The sequence below is a fragment of the Paenibacillus sp. FSL R5-0701 genome (assembly GCF_037973995.1).
Classification (GTDB): domain Bacteria; phylum Bacillota; class Bacilli; order Paenibacillales; family Paenibacillaceae; genus Paenibacillus.
The window spans coordinates 4,680,684-4,701,178 of sequence record NZ_CP150230.1 but is presented as its reverse complement, the minus strand read 5'-3'; the positions used below and the strand labels follow the sequence as shown (position 1 = coordinate 4,701,178).

The 20,495-nt window shown below is 45.7% G+C and carries 19 protein-coding genes; 14 read left to right on the top strand and 5 right to left on the bottom strand.

Going from position 1 to position 20,495, the window contains the following annotated elements; genetic code table 11:
* The first annotated feature begins 338 nt into the window (after positions 1-338).
* From MKZ13_RS20745 to MKZ13_RS20725, 5 genes are all read left to right on the top strand, one after another.
* The gene (locus MKZ13_RS20745; RefSeq protein WP_339177835.1) at positions 339-2,330 is read left to right on the top strand and encodes a GGDEF domain-containing protein; all 1,992 of its coding nucleotides are present in this window, start codon (positions 339-341) and stop codon (positions 2,328-2,330) included.
* A 100-nt stretch (positions 2,331-2,430) separates the two neighbouring features.
* Positions 2,431-3,321 (top strand): hypothetical protein, encoded by an 891-nt coding sequence (locus MKZ13_RS20740; protein ID WP_339177833.1) that lies wholly within the window; start codon positions 2,431-2,433, stop codon positions 3,319-3,321.
* A gap of 111 nt (positions 3,322-3,432) precedes the next feature.
* Positions 3,433-4,548, top strand: a complete 1,116-nt coding sequence (locus MKZ13_RS20735) for an aminopeptidase (protein WP_076211404.1) — start codon at positions 3,433-3,435, stop codon at positions 4,546-4,548.
* 96 nt (positions 4,549-4,644) lie between these two features.
* Positions 4,645-4,890 (top strand): HPr family phosphocarrier protein, encoded by a 246-nt coding sequence (locus tag MKZ13_RS20730; RefSeq protein ID WP_036614658.1) that lies wholly within the window; start codon positions 4,645-4,647, stop codon positions 4,888-4,890.
* A 225-nt stretch (positions 4,891-5,115) separates the two neighbouring features.
* Complete coding sequence (locus MKZ13_RS20725) at positions 5,116-5,409, top strand: YlaN family protein (RefSeq protein ID WP_017687426.1); 294 nt, start codon at positions 5,116-5,118, stop codon at positions 5,407-5,409.
* Between the two features lie 234 nt (positions 5,410-5,643).
* Here the strand turns inward: MKZ13_RS20725 and cax are convergent, their stop codons facing one another.
* Positions 5,644-6,714: a calcium/proton exchanger gene (gene cax, locus MKZ13_RS20720; RefSeq protein ID WP_036674882.1), complete on the bottom strand. Its 1,071-nt coding sequence runs from the start codon at positions 6,712-6,714 to the stop codon at positions 5,644-5,646.
* 183 nt (positions 6,715-6,897) lie between these two features.
* Between cax and MKZ13_RS20715 the strand changes: the two genes are divergently transcribed.
* Complete coding sequence (locus tag MKZ13_RS20715; protein WP_017687428.1) at positions 6,898-7,260, top strand: Asp23/Gls24 family envelope stress response protein; 363 nt, start codon at positions 6,898-6,900, stop codon at positions 7,258-7,260.
* Between the two features lie 129 nt (positions 7,261-7,389).
* Here MKZ13_RS20715 and ftsW read toward each other — a convergent pair whose 3' ends face one another.
* On the bottom strand, positions 7,390-8,679 hold the full coding sequence (gene ftsW, locus MKZ13_RS20710) for a putative lipid II flippase FtsW (RefSeq protein ID WP_339177830.1): 1,290 nt from the start codon (positions 8,677-8,679) through the stop codon (positions 7,390-7,392).
* Between the two features lie 13 nt (positions 8,680-8,692).
* Positions 8,693-9,040: a YugN family protein gene (locus MKZ13_RS20705; protein WP_074095774.1), complete on the bottom strand. Its 348-nt coding sequence runs from the start codon at positions 9,038-9,040 to the stop codon at positions 8,693-8,695.
* Between the two features lie 210 nt (positions 9,041-9,250).
* Between MKZ13_RS20705 and MKZ13_RS20700 the strand changes: the two genes are divergently transcribed.
* The 8 genes from MKZ13_RS20700 to MKZ13_RS20665 all read left to right on the top strand — a co-directional run bounded on the left by MKZ13_RS20700 (position 9,251) and on the right by MKZ13_RS20665 (position 17,537).
* Positions 9,251-10,420 (top strand): M20 family metallopeptidase, encoded by a 1,170-nt coding sequence (locus MKZ13_RS20700; RefSeq protein WP_076318910.1) that lies wholly within the window; start codon positions 9,251-9,253, stop codon positions 10,418-10,420.
* Positions 10,421-10,614: 194 nt separating this feature from the next.
* Positions 10,615-12,309, top strand: coding sequence for a DNA repair helicase XPB (locus tag MKZ13_RS20695; RefSeq protein ID WP_339177826.1), 1,695 nt, complete (start codon positions 10,615-10,617; stop codon positions 12,307-12,309).
* A gap of 36 nt (positions 12,310-12,345) precedes the next feature.
* Positions 12,346-14,064, top strand: coding sequence for a helicase-associated domain-containing protein (locus MKZ13_RS20690; protein ID WP_339177824.1), 1,719 nt, complete (start codon positions 12,346-12,348; stop codon positions 14,062-14,064).
* A 152-nt stretch (positions 14,065-14,216) separates the two neighbouring features.
* Positions 14,217-14,654, top strand: coding sequence for a YlbF family regulator (locus MKZ13_RS20685; RefSeq protein ID WP_036614642.1), 438 nt, complete (start codon positions 14,217-14,219; stop codon positions 14,652-14,654).
* A gap of 30 nt (positions 14,655-14,684) precedes the next feature.
* The gene (locus tag MKZ13_RS20680) at positions 14,685-14,948 is read left to right on the top strand and encodes a YlbG family protein (protein WP_026080981.1); all 264 of its coding nucleotides are present in this window, start codon (positions 14,685-14,687) and stop codon (positions 14,946-14,948) included.
* Positions 14,949-15,113: 165 nt separating this feature from the next.
* Positions 15,114-15,551: a hypothetical protein gene (locus tag MKZ13_RS20675; protein WP_017687436.1), complete on the top strand. Its 438-nt coding sequence runs from the start codon at positions 15,114-15,116 to the stop codon at positions 15,549-15,551.
* A 132-nt stretch (positions 15,552-15,683) separates the two neighbouring features.
* On the top strand, positions 15,684-16,607 hold the full coding sequence (locus tag MKZ13_RS20670; protein WP_221825328.1) for a selenium metabolism-associated LysR family transcriptional regulator: 924 nt from the start codon (positions 15,684-15,686) through the stop codon (positions 16,605-16,607).
* A gap of 66 nt (positions 16,608-16,673) precedes the next feature.
* A complete protein-coding gene (locus MKZ13_RS20665; RefSeq protein WP_339177819.1) occupies positions 16,674-17,537 on the top strand; it encodes a PHP domain-containing protein in 864 nt (287 codons plus the stop codon).
* A 146-nt stretch (positions 17,538-17,683) separates the two neighbouring features.
* Here MKZ13_RS20665 and MKZ13_RS20660 read toward each other — a convergent pair whose 3' ends face one another.
* Positions 17,684-18,130 (bottom strand): GNAT family N-acetyltransferase, encoded by a 447-nt coding sequence (locus tag MKZ13_RS20660; protein WP_339177816.1) that lies wholly within the window; start codon positions 18,128-18,130, stop codon positions 17,684-17,686.
* Between the two features lie 295 nt (positions 18,131-18,425).
* On the bottom strand, positions 18,426-20,198 hold the full coding sequence (locus MKZ13_RS20655) for an NFACT RNA binding domain-containing protein (protein WP_339185422.1): 1,773 nt from the start codon (positions 20,196-20,198) through the stop codon (positions 18,426-18,428).
* Between the last annotated feature and the right edge of the window lie 297 nt (positions 20,199-20,495).

Here is a 20,495-nt window from a genome sequence, read left to right as displayed (position 1 = left end):
AAGAATGAGGGTGACACAACCGGTAATGCCCAAATTTAAAGACCCATTAGTAGTCTTCATCAACAATTTATATTACAGTTTAAGAGAAACAAAGTCAAGCATAGAATAAAAGCAAAAAAACGTCTAAATTTGTCGATAGGTCATTGGGCCTAAAATAATGGGACAATTTTCTGAAATATGGATGCAAAAAAGCTATAAACAGAGTAAAATAGATTGTATCTTAACTTTAAATCATCTTTATGTAACAAGGTTATCGCAACGAATTTGCAGGTTTGCGATAACGTCTGCAGATTAATGCATCCTGGTGGATGCAAAAACGGTGCAAAGGAGCGCCTGACATGTTAGAACATCTAAGAAGTTTACCTGCCAGCTTGAATTCACGAAGTTCGGGCGATTCCGCATCTTTTGCCGCTCCTCGTTCTCATGAAGAGCATGTGTTGTGGATGCAAAAAATGGATATCACACCTTTTGATTTTTCATATTTGGGCAGCTTGCTAGAGCAGGCATACAGTGACTGGAACTCCAGAGTGGGTTCAAGGCTGACCAGAACATCAACCTTTTACAGCGTTTGGAACACGGAAGGCGATTGCATAGGATACGATAGCGATCATGAAGCTGATCCGGGTGTAAATGCACGCAGGCTGGTATTGGAATGTTTGGATAAGAGACAGGTCCTGTCCCTTAAAGGGACAAGCGAACACGGAGAGTATCTTATAATAACACATCCCTTATTCTCCAGAACAAACAAGGATATGTTTGCCGTATTCACTGCTGTGATCTATGAATCCAATGGATATGAAACGTCTGAAGCTGTGGTTCAATCTGAGGCATTGCATTATCGCACCTGCTTTTACCGAAGATTTGAATACATATTTATGACGGACCTGTTACATGCTCATGAACAAACAGCTCGTGAGGAACACCGGAGGTCCATCCTCTTTCAGATTGTTCAGCGAATGCATGACAAAATGGATGTCGAGGCCATATTGGATGAGGTATTTGACAGTATGGACTACTTGTACCCGGCCACTTATATCAAATTGTATATGTCTCAGGATCAGAGCAATTCTGATCCACGGATTAAACCGTTGCTTGTCCACGAGCGAGGAGAAGATATTTGTGTGCGTTCATTTATGGAAGGTAAGCTGATCGTTGCTCGCTCAGATGATGCAGAGAACCGCATTGTAGATATAGGGATTCCGCTCAAAGGCAAACAAGGCATATACGGTGTGTTCCATATCGAAATGAATGAAGAGATTATGGAAGAATCGGACTTGCAATTGATTACGATGATGGTAGACACTGCAGGAACGGCCTTTGAGAACGCCAAGCTGCATGAACAATCCAATATGTTAATTCAGGAACTTCGTTTAATTAATGATCTTACACAGCGGTTGAACAAAAGCCTGCATCTTTCGGAGATCTATCAATTATCCGAGCAAGAGTTAAAGGAAATATTCCAGGCTGAAACGTGTTGCATTCTTCAACTCAATGACAGTACAAATGACTTCGAAGTCATGTCATCAAACGTGAAAGATGTTTTTCACCGATCTTTTTCTGTAGACTACGGTATCGCAGGTTTGGTGTACCAAACAGAGGAACCGCTTATTATAGTCAATTATGCACAGTATGATAAAGTGTCCTCCTTTTTCATGGAAGATACGGGCTCCATGTCACTGATTGCATCACCGATCAGAGTTAATGGTGAAGTGAAGGGTGCCATTTTGCTGGGACACAGTAGAGAGCACTACTTTTCATATGATAACTATCGGCTTTTGAAGATGTTATCCATCCATATCGGACTTGCTCTGTCAAATGCCACGCTGCATGCCGAGGTTCGGCGCTTGGCTAATCTGGATATGTTGACAGGTCTGTATGTGAGGCATTATCTGGACAGTGTGATTCACGAGAGACAGGCTCATGAATTCTGTGGCTCCCTCATTGTGGTGGATATTGATCAGTTCAAACAGGTGAATGACACATTCGGACACCAGACGGGGGATCAAGTATTGAAGCAAGTGAGTGAGATCGTCACCAGCTCTGTTCGCTCAGAGGATGTCTGTGCCAGATGGGGTGGAGAAGAACTGGCGATCTATATGCCACAGGTGAGTGTAAGGCAGGCGTTAGATTATGCGGAAGTGATTCGAAAGAGAGTCGAAGAAGAGACCAGACCGCCCGTTACAGTATCCAGTGGCATCGCAGAGTGGAATTGGATGGATGAAAAGGTCAGTGTAGAGTCCTTGTTTTATCGGGCTGATATGGCTTTGTACAGCGCCAAGAATGGTGGTCGGAACAGAATCGTTGTAGAGGAACAGAATGTAACACGTTAAGAGAACAATTCCAATTGCGGAGTCGTTCTCTTTTTTTTGTGCATGGGAGAATCAAGTTGTGTATAGAAGGAAGTATAAGCATATACGGGCGGGGCAATCTATGGAGAAAGTTCACGGAAGGGTGAAGATAGACATGTTTAACCGCCATTCGGTACGTACATTATGGTTATTTGTGAGCATCGTGATTATTGGTGTTCCGGGTTGTGGATTAATCCAGCGAGATCAAACGCCTGAAGAGGTTTTTTCCTTGGCCTTATCGGGGATAGCGGGAAAAGAAACGTTGAGTTTTGAAGGAGAGGCAGGACTTCGACGGGAGAACAGTGGGCTGTTCGAAAATCAGTTCAAATTTGAAGGCAAGCTGGAGAATCATGATCGTCTGACCCTTCAGACTCGGTTACCAGGAGAAGTGACCGCTGTGGGCACAGGCATTCAAACAACTGCCGTAAAAAATAATGGACAGCCCAATGGGTTTAGCGCCTCTTTCGAGCGGAAACAAGGGCAATGGATGGCATTGTCAGCGCAGCATGAGCCACTCCGTGGGTCTCTTTCTCGTTTTAATCCAATTGCCCAATTGGAGAAGATCGATGGGATGCACAAAACCATTCAATCCGAGTATGGTGCCGGTCGTCGAACCAGAACATTGCGGATTGAACTTGCACCGGAAGACGCCAAATCATGGGCTGTAACCCAGCTAAACGACGAGATGAACGCCATTCGGTCAGAATATATGCATAAGGCAGCTTCGGTGAAAGGGGCGCGTAAGGAGAAGCTTGAGAAGGATCTGGAGAAAGTTTGGAAACAGGGTGAAACAACAATGCAACAGATGATGAAACAAGCGAGCGTGCAGACGGTATATCATCTCACGGTAGATCGGAAGAGCAGTCTGCCTCTTCGCTTATCCTCTGAAAGTCAGATGAGTTATACGGACAACAACCGTAAAAGTAACAAAGAAGCCCTTGTCACCGATGTTAACTTCAAGTCATATCAATAAACGAAGTGAGGGACTGCCTGCTGACGGGATGACTGTTCGCGTGCTACAATAGTATCGTAATTTACCGTTGTTCAATTCAAGTATGGCAGATGACAGGAGGATTTTACCAAGATGAAAGACCCAAGAATTCAAAAGCTTGCAGCAAACCTGGTGGGCTATTCAGTAGATGTACAGCCTGGTGAAAATGTATTGGTTGAGATGATTGGATCGGAACGTGATCTGATTAACGCCATTATTGAAGAGGTAGGCAAAAAAGGTGGTAACGTCTTTGTACAGTTGACTGATAAAACCGTACAGCGTGCGATGCTGAAAAATGCCACAGAAGAAATGATGAAAACATGGGCAGAGATTGATCTGAACCGGATGAAACAGATGGATTGTTATATCGGTATTCGTGCGGGAGAAAATGTGAATGATCTGTCCGATGTGCCGGAAGAAAAAATGAAAATGTACAATTCATTGTACTCCCACCCGGTACATAGCGAACAACGTGTCAAACATACGAAATGGGTTGTACTTCGTTACCCTAACGCAAGTATGGCGCAACTTGCCAATACAAGTACAGAAGCGTTCGAAGATTTCTACTTCGACGTATGTAACCTGGATTATGCCAAAATGGACAAAGCGCAGGACTCGCTCGCTAACCTGATGAAGCGGACGGACAAAGTTCGTATCACCGGACCAGGAACAGAACTGAGCTTCTCCATTAAAGATATCGGTGCAGAGAAATGTTCTGGCCAAAAAAATATCCCGGATGGCGAAGTGTACAGTGCCCCTGTGCGTAATTCCGTGAACGGAACGATTAGTTATAACACACCAACGCTGTATAACGGAGTGACATTTGAAAATATCAAGTTCACTTTCGAGAATGGAAAAATCATTGAAGCGACAAGTAACGATACAGAGCGTTTGAATGAAATCCTGAATTCGGATGAGGGTGCTCGTCATATCGGTGAATTCGCGATTGGATTTAACCCGCATATTCTGCATCCGATGAAAGATATCCTGTTCGATGAGAAAATCGCAGGCAGCTTGCACTTTACACCGGGTCAGGCATACGAAGAAACGGACAATGGCAACCGCTCGTCCATCCACTGGGATCTGGTATTGATCCAGCGTCCGGATTACGGCGGCGGGGAGATTTATTTTGACGATGTGCTGATTCGCAAAGACGGTATCTTTGTTATTCCTGAGCTGGAATGCCTGAATCCGGACCGTTTGAAGTAGGAGCAGGATTTTGCTGTTGCTAGGAAAGCGGATTCACGGTATCATGTAGTGGTAATTAATAGATGATACCAATAGTAAAAAGACGGAGGGATTCCTATGTCGAGTAATAACGCGGCTGTAGTGGAAATTGCTCAAACAGCAGGCAAGTTTACTTCTTCAATCGTGCTTCATTCGGAGAACAAGTATATCGATGTAAAAAGTATTCTCGGATTGTTTACAACGCTGATCAGCACGCACAGCTATGAACTGCATGTTCATGGTCCAGATGCAGTTGAAGCAAAAGCAGCCATGTCAGAAGTATTTGCCAAGCATGGACTGAATGTAAGCATCGCATCTGAGTAATAGCTCTCAAGAAGCACCTTTGCCTTTTTAGGCAGGGGTGTTTTTTGGCATGAAATGATCTGAATACTCGTCTGGACGTGACTGGAACAGGTGGATTAAGCTTCAACAAAAGGCTTAACTTTGCGGGCTTATTTTGGTCAGGTTCTTGTATTAGCTCTTCATTTCGTCTAATATTAGAGGTAGAACGTCTTTACGCGATTTTTGGGACATAGGGGGGAAAAATGCATGACTTCATCTGATCTGCAGGACCAGCTGAATTTGAAAGCGATCAGTCTTCTTCAAGAAGATGCAGATAAAATACAGAAGCTTATTGAAGTACAGATGGAGAATCTGGCTACCCGCTACTGCCCTCTCTATGAGGAAGTATTGGATACACAGATGTATGGGTTCTCCAAGGAAGTTGATTTTGCTGTTCGTGCAGGGCTCCTTCCAGAAGGTGCAGGTAAGCAGCTGGTTAGCGCGCTTGAGCGGAATTTGGCAATTCTATATGAAGCCTTGAACAAGAAGAATGAGCAATAGCCTGCAAATGCGCGGGTCAGAATAGAAGGCATGCAGGCGTTTATGCATGCTTTTTTTGTGCGTCTGAACGGGGATGGAGATATAGCCAGGCGGAAGGCGTATACAAACAAAGAGACAGCACCGAATATATATTCGGGCTGCCTCTTATAGTTTAGATCGGAAGGTTGTTCTGTCATCGGAGTGTTCAGTGTAAATATTCTTTAGTTCAACTTATATCGCTACGTGAGGGCCTGGTTACACCAGGAAGAAGGATACACCGAGTATGATATATACCACGAGCAGGAGTAAACCTTCGTACCAATTCGTTGAACCATCTTGGGTAATGGACTTTGCAATAAATACGGATACGCCGATGGCGACCAACTCAATCGTTGTAAATACGATATCCATGGTTCTGCCTGTGAAGTAGCTGACAAAAATCAGAACAGGAGCAACGAAGAGTGCGATCTGCAAACTGCTTCCAACCGCAATCTCAACGGCGGCTCCAATTTTATTTTTCATGGCAAGCATGATGGCTGCACTGTGTTCGGCCGCATTACCGATGATGGCGACAAGGAATGCACCGACAAACAGTTCGCTAAGTCCAAATTCCGAAGTGAAGACTTCAAGCGTGCCCACCAGCCATTCACTGACGAAGGCAACCATGACTGTTGCGAGCACCAGGTAGAGAATAGATTTTTTCTTGGACCATGCCGGAGCATGCTCATGAGGTAGCTCTTCATCGCGATCCTCAGTGACGTCTGCAAGGTAGTTCTTATGCGTAACCATGGAGAATAGCAACCACGCAATATACGCGAGAATGAGCAATCCGGCCACGATGAGACTAAGTGTATTGGTGTCTTTCTGTGTAATGGAATGTGTATTGAGAAAGACTGCTGGAATAAACAGGGCAATGATGGCAACAATCATCAGAGAACCATTCAGACCTGCAAGTGAAACATTATAATTCTGAATTTTGAACTTGAGTCCCCCGGCAAAAATACTTAACCCGAGCACTAACAGCAGATTTCCGATGATGGAACCTGTCAGACTTGCTTTGACCATGTCGAACAGTCCCTCTTTGACGAGGAAAATGGCGATGATCAATTCGGCGGCATTGCCGAAGGTTGCATTCAAGAATCCACCCAGCCGCTGTCCGGCGTAGTGGGCCACATTTTCGGTGGCTTTGCCTAAAAAACCGGCCACAAAAATAACCGAAATGGCTGATATCACGAACTGTAGAATCGAATCCCATTTCAAGTAGTGGGCGATGGCACTGAGTGCAAAGAATGCAATCAGCAAAATGGATGAAATCCGGTTTCTCACAACAAACACCTCGGTTATAAATTATTTTGTTTTGAATTACACTGTAAATCGCTTATGAGATTATTTTCATATTTCAATATAACCAAATGGTGGTAGGTTGTAAACGCATCTTTTTGAGTTTAATTTGCTTTTTGGGGTGGAAAGGATTTAAAATACGAGTAACGAAGTGAAGGAGGATGTGGCATGGCAGAACAACTTCAACTGGAGAGCGGAAACATCCGGATTGCCGATGACGTGGTTGCAAAAATTGCCGGAATGGCTGCAATGGAAACGCCCGGAATTGCCGCAATGTCTGGAGGATTGTCAGAGGGCTGGGCGAAGCGACTCAGCGGTAAAAACGTACAGAAAGGCGTGAGCGTTGAGGTCGGCCAGCTGGAAGCAGCCATTGACCTGCGCATCATCGTCCTGTACGAAACCCCGATTCATGAAGTTTCCCGTATGCTTCAGCAGAATGTAAGAGAAGCGGTAGAGACCATGACCGGATTACGCGTGGTTGAAGTCAATGTAAAGGTAGAAGGCGTATCTTTCAAAGGCGACGATCTGTAGAATTCGCAATCCGCAATGGAGGACAGAGCGATATTGACCTGTTCTTCATCTTGATAGACAGAATTGTACCGAGTACACAGAAAAAGGCTGCGCATCCATTGGGTGCACAGCCTTTTTTGTGTTGTTTTTTTATCGAATCCGACGGATGGACTCCCGTGAACGAAGAGCAGGAGAGGTGCGAGTCTGCGTCTGTACAGTCACGGACTTGGTTTTCTCTTCCTTAATCACGTCCAGATTGTTGGTGCGTGAGATACTGAGCAGAATGCCCATGGCAACCATCATCACAAAGAGTGAGGTACCTCCATAACTTATAAACGGAAGCGTGACCCCCGTCACCGGAATGGTCTGAGTTACACCACCGATGTTGATAAATGCCTGAATCGCGATCAGTCCCATGATGCCTATGCCAACCAGTGTTCCGAATGGATCGGGACAGCGCAGAGAGACAATAATTCCTCGCCAGATGAAGTACAGGTAAACAAGCAGGAATAATGCACTTCCGATGAATCCGAGTTCTTCCCCAATTACGGAGAAAATAAAGTCATTATACGCATTTGGCAAATAGTGCAGCTTCATCGTACCTTGTCCAATCCCGGAACCTGTCATGCCGCCATCACCAATGGCAACAAGAGAACGGTAGAGGTTAAGACTTCCGCCATTAATATCGGATAATGGATTCAAGAAAGCCTGAATACGTCCGATCTTGTAGTTCTGCTCCGCAGTGACTGCTGTTGTAGCAGTTGTTGTGTCGGAAGGAGACATGGAAGAAAACAAGGAATTTGCTCCAAACGCCAGTGCCCCACCGAGCACAACCAGGAGAATCGAACCCAGGATATGTTTCATACTGGCTCCACCGGCATAGATCAAGAGACCACAGGTGGACACCAGGATGAAGGTGGTACCGAAGTCTGGCTGCAGCATAATCAGTCCTGCGATGAATCCAACGATGAACAGGACGGGAAAATACCCTGTCTTGAGAACTCTAAATTTCTCGCCTTTTTTGGTAATCAGAGCAGAGAGGTACAGAATAATAGCAATTTTGGCAAACTCGGCAGGCTGAAGACTGAAGCCGACAATTTCAATCCAGCTTCGGGCACCGTTTACCTTCTTACCTGCGACCAACACAATGAGAAGCAGTACCGTAGTGAACAGGAAAAAGGGTGCATAGAGCTTTTTGTACTTGTTGAAGCGGATATTCATGGCAAAAAACATGCCAAATAGACCGATAATCGCCCACATAAGTTGTTTTTTCGTGAAGTAAAGGGCATCATTGTTAAATCTTTCGCTTGCGATTGCAATGCTGGAACTGGAGCTGAATACCATCACCAGTCCAAAGCCCACCAACAATAAAGTGAGGATTAGCAGTTGAAAATCCGGCGTGCCTCTCTTCGTTTTCGTTTGGGCCGTTTGTTGTTTCATCGTTTGGCCCAGCCTATGCTTCCAGCAGTTCTTTGAGCTGCTGTAATTTTTCGGCTGCCAGCTTCACGACTGGTTGCGGAACGGAAGAGTCATAATCCAGGCCGTGAGGGAAAGTGGCTTTGCCAAGGTATACTGCTTCAACAGCAAGAACGGTATCCGGTTTTTCCAATTTGCCTTCCACAGCGCGGGTATTAATGCGTACAAAGTATTCTGAGTTGGTTTGTTCATCTTCAATTTTGTAGTCATATGTAGCACGGTAATATTCCCATTGCCACCGGACAAATCCGACTTTCTCGGCGCTCTCATCCAGGTATGCCAAGTCGCTCTTCAAGCCATCCAAGCCTGTATTCTCAAAAATCATAAGCGTTTGATCCTCCTCATAAGCTTCCGAGTATAATTTCTCGAGTATTTCTCTAGTTCATGATAGTATGTTTCCCCTTCCCGTGCAAGCTTTCCAAAGGCGTTTCGTATCGGTTTTCTTCCAATTCTGCTACAATATACAGCAATAGGTTTGAAGAGGAAGGTTCGGGCTTGATCCAAGTCCCGTTTAAGATTGAAAGGGTGGAGAGACATGACTAATAATATATGGTGGGAAGATCTGCAGATCCACATGGTGGAATGGCGGCGTCACCTTCATCGCAATCCAGAGGTTTCCTTTCATGAGGAGAAGACATCCTCTTTTGTAGCGGATATGTTGGAGAGCTTTGGCGTGGAAGTGAGGCGTCATGTTGGTGGTCACGGGGTCATCGGTACCATTCGTGGGGACAAGCCGGGTCCTGTCGTCATGCTGCGAGCTGACATGGACGCACTGCCAATTCAGGATGAGAAGAATATTGAGTATGCATCACAACAAGCAGGGGCGATGCATGCATGCGGCCACGATGGTCATATCTCAATCTTGCTCGGTACGGCATTGTATTTCAGCCGTCACAAGCAGGAGATCCAAGGCGAGATTCGTTTTTTGTTCCAGCCAGCAGAAGAACTGCTGCCGGGCGGTGCAGTTCAGGTCATTGCGGATGGTGCGCTTGAAGGCGTGGATGTCATATACGGAATTCATCTGTGGACCCCGCTGCCTGTAGGTGTTGTTGCCAGTAAAGCAGGACCGATGATGGCGGCGGCGGACGATTTTTACATTGAGATCAAAGGCAAAGGTGGACATGGCGGGATGCCACAATCCACGATAGATAGTCTTATCGCGGGTTCTGCGCTTGTGATGCAGCTTCAGACCGTTGTCAGTCGTTCGGTTGATCCATTGCAACCCGCGGTGCTGACCATTGGTACAATGCAGGCGGGCTCGGCTCAGAATGTAATTGCAGAGCAATGCAAAATGAGCGGTACGGTAAGAACGTTTGATGAAGAGACCCGAAACGGGATGAAAGAGCGTGTGCTTACCATGGTAGCCCAGACAGGGGCAGCTTATGGAGCAGAAACGCAAGTGAAATATATTATGGGATATCCGCCTGTGGTGAACGATGAACAGGAGACAGCACGTTTCTTCAGAGAAGCTACAGAATTATTTGGGGCAGAACGAGTGCAAGCTTCCCCAATGCTGATGCCAGCGGAAGATTTTGCTTATTATCTACAGAAGGTTCCAGGGTGCTTTATGTTTGTTGGAGCAGGTAACCCGGATAAAAATGCGATCTATCCGCATCATCATCCGATGTTTGATTTTGATGAAGACGCGATGCAGACAGCCGTGAGATTATTTATCGCCATGGCTAAGGGTTACACAGCCGAATGACTTTATAGCCAGTTGGGCATCCTGTTCATACCGAGGTATGGGCAGGATGTTTTTTTGTGGATTTTTATAGATGTTGTTCAAAAAGTCCATCTTCTCGGTACTGAAAACCAGACTTTTTGAACTCGCAATTATAGAGGTTCATTTTCGGAAGCTGCCGGAACTGGACTTTTTTTGTGATAGGAGGAAGGCTCCAAATGGAAGGAACAGAACATATGGTAAGGACAGATGCTTGTATCGTTCAGCGAGATTTTACAGTTTTGCTGGAAGTTGGCCACCCCGGATTCGAAAGAGCAAGAGAGCAGCTTGGGATGTATTCAGAACTGGTTAAGACACCGGCAGCGTTTCATACCTACCGAATCACTCCGTTATCGCTCTGGAATGCGGCTGCGCTGGGATGGAATGCAGATCAGGTCATCGCAAGTTTGGAGCTGGTATCCCGCTGGAACGTACCTGCTGCACTCATACAGGATGTTCGGAGAATCATGGATCAGTATGGCAAATTAAGGCTGCATTCCGAAGCAGATCACACCAGAATGCGTCTTTACAGTGAGGATGAGCGGTTGCTGGATGAATTAAGTGGATTGAAAACGATAGCTGCCTTTCGCATGGAACGCAAGGACGCTCATGAACTACTGCTTCCAGGAGAACAGCGAGGGTTATTAAAAAGGGAATTAACAAGGTTAGGTTACCCCGTACTTGATTACGTGGGGTATCGGGAGGGAACCAAGCTTTCATTCCAATGGCGAACCAATGGTCCGGGGGACCACTCTGAGCAATTTGCGCTGCGTTCTTACCAGAGAGAGGCTGTGGATGCATTCGAAGGTAGTGAGGGCATGGGAGGAAGTGGTTTACTCGTACTTCCTTGCGGGGCAGGCAAAACGGTCATTGGCATGGCCGTGCTGGAGCGGCTTCAATGTGAATGCTTGATTTTAACGTCCAATACAACGTCTGTGCGACAGTGGATTCAGGAAATTCAAGACAAAACCACGATTACCAGCGAACAGATTGGTGAGTATTCAGGTCAGAAAAAACAGGTAAAACCTGTGACTGTAGCTACATATCAGATTCTTACACACCGGAAATCAAAGGATGCTGATTTTACCCACATTAAACTGCTCAGTGAGCGGCAATGGGGGCTGATCATATATGATGAAGTACATTTGCTGCCAGCACCAGTGTTTCGTGCAACTGCGGATATTCAAGCTACGCGAAGACTGGGATTAACGGCTACATTGGTTCGAGAAGATGGCTGTGAACAGGATGTTTTCTCGCTGATTGGTCCAAAGCTCTATGATATGCCGTGGAAACAACTGGAGCAGCAAGGGTGGATTGCTGATGTACAATGTCAGGAGATACGTATCCCGTTTTCCCCGGAACTAAGATCGAATTATCTGCAAGCTGAGGTTAAGCACCAATTTCGATTGGCTGCCGAGAATCCGGCAAAAGTACGTGTAGTCAAGCGTTTGCTGGAACGTCATCGAGATTTACCTGCGTTAGTGATTGGACAATATCTGGATCAACTCGAGTTGATTGCCCGGGAAATTGAAGCACCTCTGATCTCGGGAACCATGTCACAGCAAGAGCGAATCAAATGGTTTGCCGCTTTTCGACGAGGGGAGATTAAAACGATTGTTGTATCCAAGGTTGCCAATTTTGCTGTGGATCTACCCGATGCTGCTGTTGCGCTTGAGATATCCGGAAGTTTCGGGTCAAGGCAGGAAGAGGCACAACGTTTGGGGAGAATTCTGAGACCGAAAGCTGGAGAAAACAAAGCATATTTCTATGCACTGGTATCAGAGGATAGTAAGGAACAGGAGTTTGCATTAAATCGTCAGATGTTCTTGGTGGAGCAAGGATATGAATATGCCATCGTGCATGAGAACGAATAGTTCATTTATACTCGCGAAAAGAGGAGGGATTGGGATATGTCTTCATTTGAACCAATAGATGAGCCTATGGTACTGAATCTTGATTCATGGTCAAAGCTTGCTTTGGTGGAGCAAAAAGTGCTTGGTGCAATTTTTCACAAACATGCCGGTCAGCCTTTTTCCTCCCTCCTGTCGCGAGAACAGTGGGCCATCGAAGGACTAAGTGTCGCAGAAGTCAAATCCTCATTCGTCAACCTTAGGCAGCAAAGATGGATTGAATCTGCATATAAGAGCTGGGGGGAGCAATTATTCTATATTCCTGCTTCACTGATGGAGACATTGACGAGTGCTTACGCACAAAGAGTGGGCATAACCGTTGAACAGATAACACAACATGCTCAAGTACTACAGGAGGGAAAGCCGGATATTGCTGCAGAGTTACTTCATTTGGTCGCGTGGATTGAAAGAGAAGGACTTCCTTTGACAGGTAAAGGCACTATACATAAAAAAAGTGTTCAAAAATTAAGTGTGATCACGGTATTATCTTCGACAGACTTTGAAGGTCTGGGTATCCAATATGAACATTCGGATTTGTATCCGACCCACGTAGCAATCCTTCTCGATCTACTGCTCAGTCTGAATCTCGTTCAGAAGTCAGATGGCCAAATTCAAATTGTAGATCATCGATTACAAAAATGGTTGAAGCTTTCGTGGAGACAGATGCATCGGGAAATATATCAAGCGTGTATGGAAAGATACGGTGAAGCTGAACCCGCGTTGCAGCATTTCCGTTATCAATTGGCAGTGCTTGCTCCAGAAAAAAACATATGGTGCCATATAGAGAATTCGGAATTGAAACCACGAGTCAGGGGCTGGCTCTGCGCACTGGCTGGCTGGGGTTATGGTGAAGTAGGAGAAGATCAGTCGGGAGAGCTGGCATTCCGCTGGTTGATCGAACCGCAGAGCCTGTTAAATCGGGAACAAGAGATGGTAAGTGAGACGGAGCCGTCTGGATTTTACATGCAGCCTGATTTTGAAATGTTGGTGCCGCCGGAAGCAGGGCCTGATGTGATCTGGATGCTTGAGCAATACGCAGAACGGGTGACACGTGATCAAATGTCCATCTACCGTTTGACAAGAGAACGATTCATTTCGGCCATTGCCAGAGGGTATGGACTACATGAAGTGATGGAGTTTCTGGATCAATATGCTCTGACAGGCATACCGGAGAATGTACGGATTGCGTTAGCAGATTGGGGAAAGGGGACGGGTGCTACACCGTTGACTGTAGATCGGAGTATGAAGGTAATGGAGGCAAGTACAGGCCCCACAGATGATCCGAAGTTATCAGAAAAAGATATGTTGAGCGGTGTATATTCTTCTTTCTACACACCCGATAATCAAGGTCTGGTTGATGTTCCTGCTTCTCTGCATGGGTTGGAGCGTGATCATTCTGTCATTGAGAAGAAGTTCTCTCTGTTGGGATTTGAGGAGATACCGGAGACCTGGTACAGGGGGTGGCGTCGATATCATAGTTCAACCGCACGACAGATTGCTGCCAAAGCCATTGAGTGGCAGACCAAGCTGGGTATACAACAGGAAAATCGTACGCAATACCTCATTCCACATCAGGTAGAGGGTCATGAACAATGGACTTTAAGCGGTTGGTGTATGCTGGATTCAAGTGAAAATACATCAGAGACGGAATGGCGTACATTCTCCCCGTCAGAGTGGGATACAATGCGTCTTATCCTGCCAGATGATGTCATAACCTGACTATTTCACGTGAATATCAGGTTGAAAGGCGAATTTTCGAGTTCCCCGTATTTCTAATTGCAGGAAAAACTCTTCTTAACTATTCATGGATATGCTATGATGAGGTAGTCTACGTTAAGTAGAACTTTATATATAGATAGGATGAATATTTCATGAGCGTAGCGGAAATGAACACGGTCGATATGGCCCAAGTGTTAACGGGCGCATATGAACTGGGCGACATGATTAACCAATCTGCCGAAGTATCGGATTATTTATATTGGAAGCAGCAAGTCGAGACTACCCCTGAGATTCAGATGGGGATTCGGAAGCTGAATGCCAAGAAGGAATTGTTTGAAGAAACACAACGTTTCGGTCATTTTCACCCGGATTATCATGCAGCAAAAGACCAGGTGAAGGCTCTGGAACAGGAGTTGGAAAATTTCGAGGCGGTAATCCGCTTCAAACAGGCAGAGAAGTCCCTGGATGATATGTTATTCCAGATGTCAGAGACCATTGCATTTGCAGTGTCAACGACCATTAAGGTACCGAGCAATGATCCGAATCCGAAGGGCGGCTGCGGTAGTGGCGGCAAGTGTGGTTGCAGTTAAGTAATCATTATAGAAGGGCGGGGAACGATGATGTTTGCGGAAAGGACAGGATTCATTATTTGGGTCAGTGATTTGAAGGCTGCCCGTAATCTCGAAAAATATGGCACCGTGCATTATATCTCCCGCCGTATGCATTATGTAGTCATGTATGTTAATGCAGAACGGGCTGATGATACGATGAAAAATGTGAAGCGACTTTCCTATGTGCGCAAGATCGAACGCTCGTATCGTAATGAGATCAAAACCGAGTATGCCAGCAAAACGATGGACAAAACGAGCTTTTACGGAATATAGACGAGAAACTGGAGGGACCCTTTGGGGTCGCTCTTTTCTTGAATTATACACAAATTGGCTATTGTGAAAAAAAGTTAAACTTACGCCTTGAGGTTGCGGGACTAATGTTGTAATATATTTGGTAATAAATAGATAGAAAGTCCTATCTGGTGGAGAGTGATTCCCATGCGTGATAAGGTGATGCAACGTTGGAGCACCTACGAGCCGTTTTTCGTGGCTCTTGGAGACAAGAAAGTGGCCGACATCGTCATTACCCATCATGCCAAGATGCGGTATGCAGACCGTATTGAGCCTGCACGTAGTGATGATGACCATATTGCGGCGTGGTTATGGGAGTGTCTGAAGCAGGACCGAATAACACCATACTACCGTAATGAACAGGACGTCTACCTGATTGATGAGGATCTGGTGGTGGTCGCCGAATTTTCCGAACTTGAAGGAGAATATGATATTGCGGGCAACCCGCTGCACAAAATGATTGTAGTTACGTTTCTGGGACGTATGTCGGAGACCATTGAATTAAGGGACCTGAAGTCATATTATTCATGGTTAAGACATTCAAGAAGAATGACGCTGGTCAAAAATAGCCGTAAGCATAAGTAAGTTGGAGTAGATTCAATATGTTGAACTCATAGATTCAAGTATTATCGCATGCAGACAAGCTGCATGCTTTTTTTGTTGCCAAGCGGGAAATCGGCTACAATGTAGAGAGTGTAATCGAAGAGGGGCGAAGATATGAATTTTCACCAATTGCATATTTTTTATACGGTAGCAGAGAAGGGGAGTTTCTCGGCTGCTGCACAAGCATTACATATGACTCAACCGGCAGTAACGATGCAGATTCAATCATTGGAAGACTATTTTGGCACCAAGTTACTGCATCGTTCCACCAAAAAAATAGAATTATCCGAGGCGGGCCGGACGTTATTACCTCATGCGAAACGGAGTGTAGAGCTGGTCAGACAGACGGACGAAGCGATGTCGGCGTTTACCCAGATGTTACAGGGCCGACTCCAGTTGGGAGCCAGTTTAACAATCGGGGAATATGTGCTTCCACGCATGCTCGGACCATTTGCACTTCAATATCCGGATATTTCCATCGTCATGAAAGTGATGAATACAACGCAAATTATGGATGATATATTGAAGCACCAGCTTAATTTTGGTCTGATTGAAGCGCCAGTGAACCACCCGGACATGATTGTAGAGCCTGTCATGCAGGACGAGCTGAAACTGATTGTACCTGCCGGGCATGATTTGGCTAAGCGCAGCAAAGTGAATATTGAGGATGTAATGAATTATCCTTTTGTGTTGCGTGAGAAGGGCTCGGGTACTCGTCAGGTGATGGAAGACCAATTGCAAAAGAAAAAGATTGATCCACAGGATATGAATGTTGTAATGGAACTTGGCAGTACAGGAGCGGTAAAATCGGCCGTAGAGGCAGGGGTAGGCATTACGATGTTATCTCCTTCTTCGGTGCAGCATGAACTGGCTCTGGGACTTGTTCATATTGTGGATATCCGCGGACTCGAATTCAAAAGGCAGTTCTATGCCATCCATCTAAAATCGTCCTTGTTGCCCCTGTCAGCAGTCGCTTTCCTGAATTATCTGCGTCAGCAGGAGCAGCCTAAGTCGGTACATAAGACGGGAAAGGCATAATCGTTGGCAACATCAATGATAGATAAGATTGAATCATAATCAATTTACACAAAGGAGCTGTTGTTCATGGATCAGCGCCAAGGACGCTGTGATCTTCATACGCATAGTCAGGCTTCAGATGGAATGCAGCCACCTGCTGATAATGTGAAGCTTGCCAAACAAAAAGGGCTATCTGCGGTTGCCCTAACAGACCATGATACAGTAGCCGGTGTAGCGGAAGCGCAACAAGCGGGAAAAGAGTACGATATTGATGTTGTTGCCGGAGTGGAGATCAGCACTCGGGCTGGTGGGAAAGATATTCATGTGCTTGGGTATTATGTGAATACAGAGGATGAGCAGTTCCTGCAACGGTTGCGCGGATTACGAGAAGCGCGAGATGAGCGCAATCATCTGATTATCGCCAAGCTCCAAGAACTTGGGCTTGATATAAGCTGGCAGGAGGTACTGAATGAGCTAGGACGACCGTTAGAGCCGGATGAGAGTATTGGCAGACCTCATATGGCCGATGTGCTGGTGAAGAAGGGATATGCGGTCGACATGCGGGATGCATTTGATCAGTATCTTGCTGAAGGCAAGCCAGGTTTTGTATCTGTACCCCGCGTTGCACCAGAGGATGCGTGCGAGTGGATCAGAGCCGCAGGTGGAGCCGCTGTAATTGCCCATCCGGGTCTATATAATGATGATGAATTGGTGCGACGTATCATCGAAGACTCTCGTCCAGATGGCATTGAGGTGTTTCATTCGGACCATGGCCCGGAAGAGGAACGCAGGTATGGTGAGCTGGCCAAGGAATACGAACTCATTGAAACAGGTGGATCTGATTATCATGGTAAACGGCAAGGTGTTGTTTTCCACGGGGATCTTGGTAGCAAGACCGTAACGGTCGATGTGTTGAAAAGATTGCAGGCGGCTGCAAACAGCAAGAGGTAGTCTAATCTAGACAGGTTAACACTTTATAGGGCTATGAGTTTTTTGTTGTTTATAGAGATACATTCTAAGGTAGGAAGAGCATAGGACATGGAAACATAGTAGGCTAAACCTACATGTATTCATGTCCTTTTTTTGTTAAAAAAAGTCTACGTGATCGAATAGTTTACCCAATCGCCACGTGTAGCCCCAAGACGTTCGAATAATTGCTGTGCCCGCTCATTGGTCACTGCTGTGATCCAAGACATATATGCACATCCATGGTCACGCGTATATTGCTGACAGTGTGCAAATAATTTGGCTTCCGCTTCGCCTTCTCTGAATGTTTCCGTAACGAATAGGTCATTCATGATGGCGAAACGCTCTGCTTTCATCGTGCTGTATGTAAAGAACAGGGTGGAAAATCCAATAAGCTTCCCGTCCTCTTCTGCCACGAATTGCGCACCGATCTGCTGATTAAGCAGGTTGTTGATCAAAAGCTGGATGGATTGATCACCAGGCCAGGGGTTGTTGTAGAATCCCACTACATAGTCATGCATTAATGCCATCAGGGGTTTCAGATCATCAGGTTGAGTTTCTCGAATATGTATGGTCATGGTACACTTCCTTTAACGACAAATTTTATTCATCAATTGAATTATTATACATATAAATGAATTAACATTCAAAAAGAAAGCTAAATAAGCTGAGCTTCACATATCATTCAAACAAGTACTGCAACCGCAAAAATCCCCTGAACCGTTAATGGTCAGGGGATTCTGTCTTTGTTACTTTTACATCTATATAAGTTGAACTAATCATTTACACGATAACGGAGGATAACAGCGATTGGAAGGTTGTTCTGTCATCGTAGTGTCAGTGTAAATAATCTTTAGTTCAACTTATATAGCCTTATCCATTTTTAATCGTGGATGGCAGACTTTTGATCAATTCATCATTTGGCGTAACAAATAAGGTCTTCTGATGATCATAGATGACAAAACCGGGCTTCGCACCACTTGGTTTGCGCACATGACGGATAAACGTGTAATCCACAGGTACACTGCTTGATTCTTTGGCTTGGCTGAAATAGGCAGCAAGCTGTGCTGCTTCTTCCAATGTAGCTTCACCAAAGTCCGTACTGCGAATAACAACATGTGAACCTGGAATGTCTTTGGTATGCAACCAGGTGTCGTTGGAAGAAGCGAGACGGTTGGTCACGTACTCATTCTGCAGGTTGTTTTTGCCCACAAGAATATCAATCCCCTCGGAGGAGGTGAACTGGTGTACGGTTGGACGGTCACTTTTCTTCTTCTTTTTACCCTTTTTATTGCGGTCACGAAGGTATCCTTGCTGCACAAGCTCGTCCCGTATTTCCTCAATGTCATTCATCGATGCAATAGAGAGCTGCTGTAACAGGTTATCGAGATAGTCAATCTCGTCTTTGGTTTTGCCAAGCTGCTCATGAATGACAGCCAGACTGTTCTTGTATTTGTTATACCGCTTGAAATAACGTTGTGCGTTGTCAGATGGTGTAAGCAGCGGATCAAGCTGAATGGTAATGTTGGCTTGGTCTTCATCGTAGAAGTTCACAAGCTCCACGCTCTTGTCCCCTTTGTGGACCTGATGCAGGGAGGCAAACAGCAACTCACCCCATAGTTTGAACTTGTCCGCATCATCCGCTTCCAGAAGGTCCTTGTTCAAGTTGTCCAGCTTTTTGATGTTCTTGCTTCGCTCATTCTGCAGAAAACGGAGCAGATCACTTACTCTTTGTTTTACCGTGTCCCGTTCAGCCTTGTCTCCGTAATAATCTTCCATGCACTTGCTCATCGTGTCATAGGTTTTCTCCACGTCCTGAATGCTCTGAAGATGAACGGCCGAGAAAATCATTTTGCCTTTGGCGTTCATTCCGGTTACAGGCGTGTAGATATGATCTCTGACAGGCCCCATCACGGCTTCAAAAGCGTTCCAGAGTGCACCAGCCTCAACTTGGCTCTCACCCTCCACCACAGCCTGAGTGCTCACTGGGCCTTCAGCAGCAATCCCACGTGCAGCAATCTCTCCCGCAATTAACGGGCTAAGACCGCTAAAGGAGTTCACAAGCCAGCGTGATGCCTCTTCTTCAGCGGCATGATAGCTGTCCTCGAATGCCGTACGACTTACTTCGAGCGGATTACTTTTATGTTGTTCGGGGGGAGCGGTATACGAGAATCCAGGCATGATTACCCGGTAGCTGCTGATGGACGGAGTCACATGATGAATACCATCCAGAATCGTTCCAGTTACAGGATCAAGCAAAATAATATTACTGTGACGCCCCATCAATTCAATGATGATCCGTTTAACCGATACATCCCCGAGTTCGTCGCGCTGGCGCACATTGATGTGAATAATACGCTCCATGCCAATCTGACGGATCTCCTCAATGATTGCACCTTCACAGTGCTTACGGAGCAACATGCAGAACATGGGTGCTTCCGTCGGGTTAAGGAAAGTCTTTTCTGTATAATGCACACGGGGATAGGTTGGGCTAGCCGAAACAAGCAATTTACTATTTCCGCGCTGAGCACGCAGGGTGAGAACTACGTCATGGCCATTCGGCTGATGGATTTTGCTGATACGTCCACCAATGCAGCCTTGCAGTTCATGAACAATGGCCCGTGTTACAATGCCGTCCAATGCCATTTTTTCCACTTCCTCTCTCTATCGAGCATCTGCATTTATCATGCCAAATGCTTCATCTATATAACTGAAACGTGCAACCAGGTATGTAAAAAAACAAGGACTGGCTACAGATTCTTCGTTGCTTGCCTGTTGAACGCTTGAATTGGTACTGCGCAGAACATCGCAGACTTTTATTTTAGCCTATTCTGTCCATCAGGGAAAGGATTCACCTTCCGGGTGCTAATCACAGACCTGTCCGAATACATATAGAGCAGGTAGTTTGTCCGGCATAGTGTACAGCCTGTCGACCAGCGCGCC

Coding starts and splice junctions, on each gene's coding strand:
- MKZ13_RS20695 (WP_339177826.1), top strand. CDS start 10,615: ATGGAAGGAACAGAACATATGGTAAGGACAGATGCTTGTATCGTTCAG.
- MKZ13_RS20665 (WP_339177819.1), top strand. CDS start 16,674: ATGGATCAGCGCCAAGGACGCTGTGATCTTCATACGCATAGTCAGGCT.
- ftsW (WP_339177830.1), bottom strand. CDS start 8,679: ATGAAACAACAAACGGCCCAAACGAAAACGAAGAGAGGCACGCCGGAT.
- MKZ13_RS20735 (WP_076211404.1), top strand. CDS start 3,433: ATGAAAGACCCAAGAATTCAAAAGCTTGCAGCAAACCTGGTGGGCTAT.
- MKZ13_RS20730 (WP_036614658.1), top strand. CDS start 4,645: ATGTCGAGTAATAACGCGGCTGTAGTGGAAATTGCTCAAACAGCAGGC.
- MKZ13_RS20675 (WP_017687436.1), top strand. CDS start 15,114: ATGCGTGATAAGGTGATGCAACGTTGGAGCACCTACGAGCCGTTTTTC.
- MKZ13_RS20670 (WP_221825328.1), top strand. CDS start 15,684: ATGAATTTTCACCAATTGCATATTTTTTATACGGTAGCAGAGAAGGGG.
- MKZ13_RS20655 (WP_339185422.1), bottom strand. CDS start 20,198: ATGGCATTGGACGGCATTGTAACACGGGCCATTGTTCATGAACTGCAA.
- MKZ13_RS20740 (WP_339177833.1), top strand. CDS start 2,431: ATGGAGAAAGTTCACGGAAGGGTGAAGATAGACATGTTTAACCGCCAT.
- MKZ13_RS20745 (WP_339177835.1), top strand. CDS start 339: ATGTTAGAACATCTAAGAAGTTTACCTGCCAGCTTGAATTCACGAAGT.
- MKZ13_RS20700 (WP_076318910.1), top strand. CDS start 9,251: ATGACTAATAATATATGGTGGGAAGATCTGCAGATCCACATGGTGGAA.
- MKZ13_RS20715 (WP_017687428.1), top strand. CDS start 6,898: ATGGCAGAACAACTTCAACTGGAGAGCGGAAACATCCGGATTGCCGAT.
- MKZ13_RS20690 (WP_339177824.1), top strand. CDS start 12,346: ATGTCTTCATTTGAACCAATAGATGAGCCTATGGTACTGAATCTTGAT.
- MKZ13_RS20660 (WP_339177816.1), bottom strand. CDS start 18,130: ATGACCATACATATTCGAGAAACTCAACCTGATGATCTGAAACCCCTG.
- MKZ13_RS20680 (WP_026080981.1), top strand. CDS start 14,685: ATGTTTGCGGAAAGGACAGGATTCATTATTTGGGTCAGTGATTTGAAG.
- MKZ13_RS20685 (WP_036614642.1), top strand. CDS start 14,217: ATGAGCGTAGCGGAAATGAACACGGTCGATATGGCCCAAGTGTTAACG.
- MKZ13_RS20705 (WP_074095774.1), bottom strand. CDS start 9,040: ATGATTTTTGAGAATACAGGCTTGGATGGCTTGAAGAGCGACTTGGCA.
- MKZ13_RS20725 (WP_017687426.1), top strand. CDS start 5,116: ATGACTTCATCTGATCTGCAGGACCAGCTGAATTTGAAAGCGATCAGT.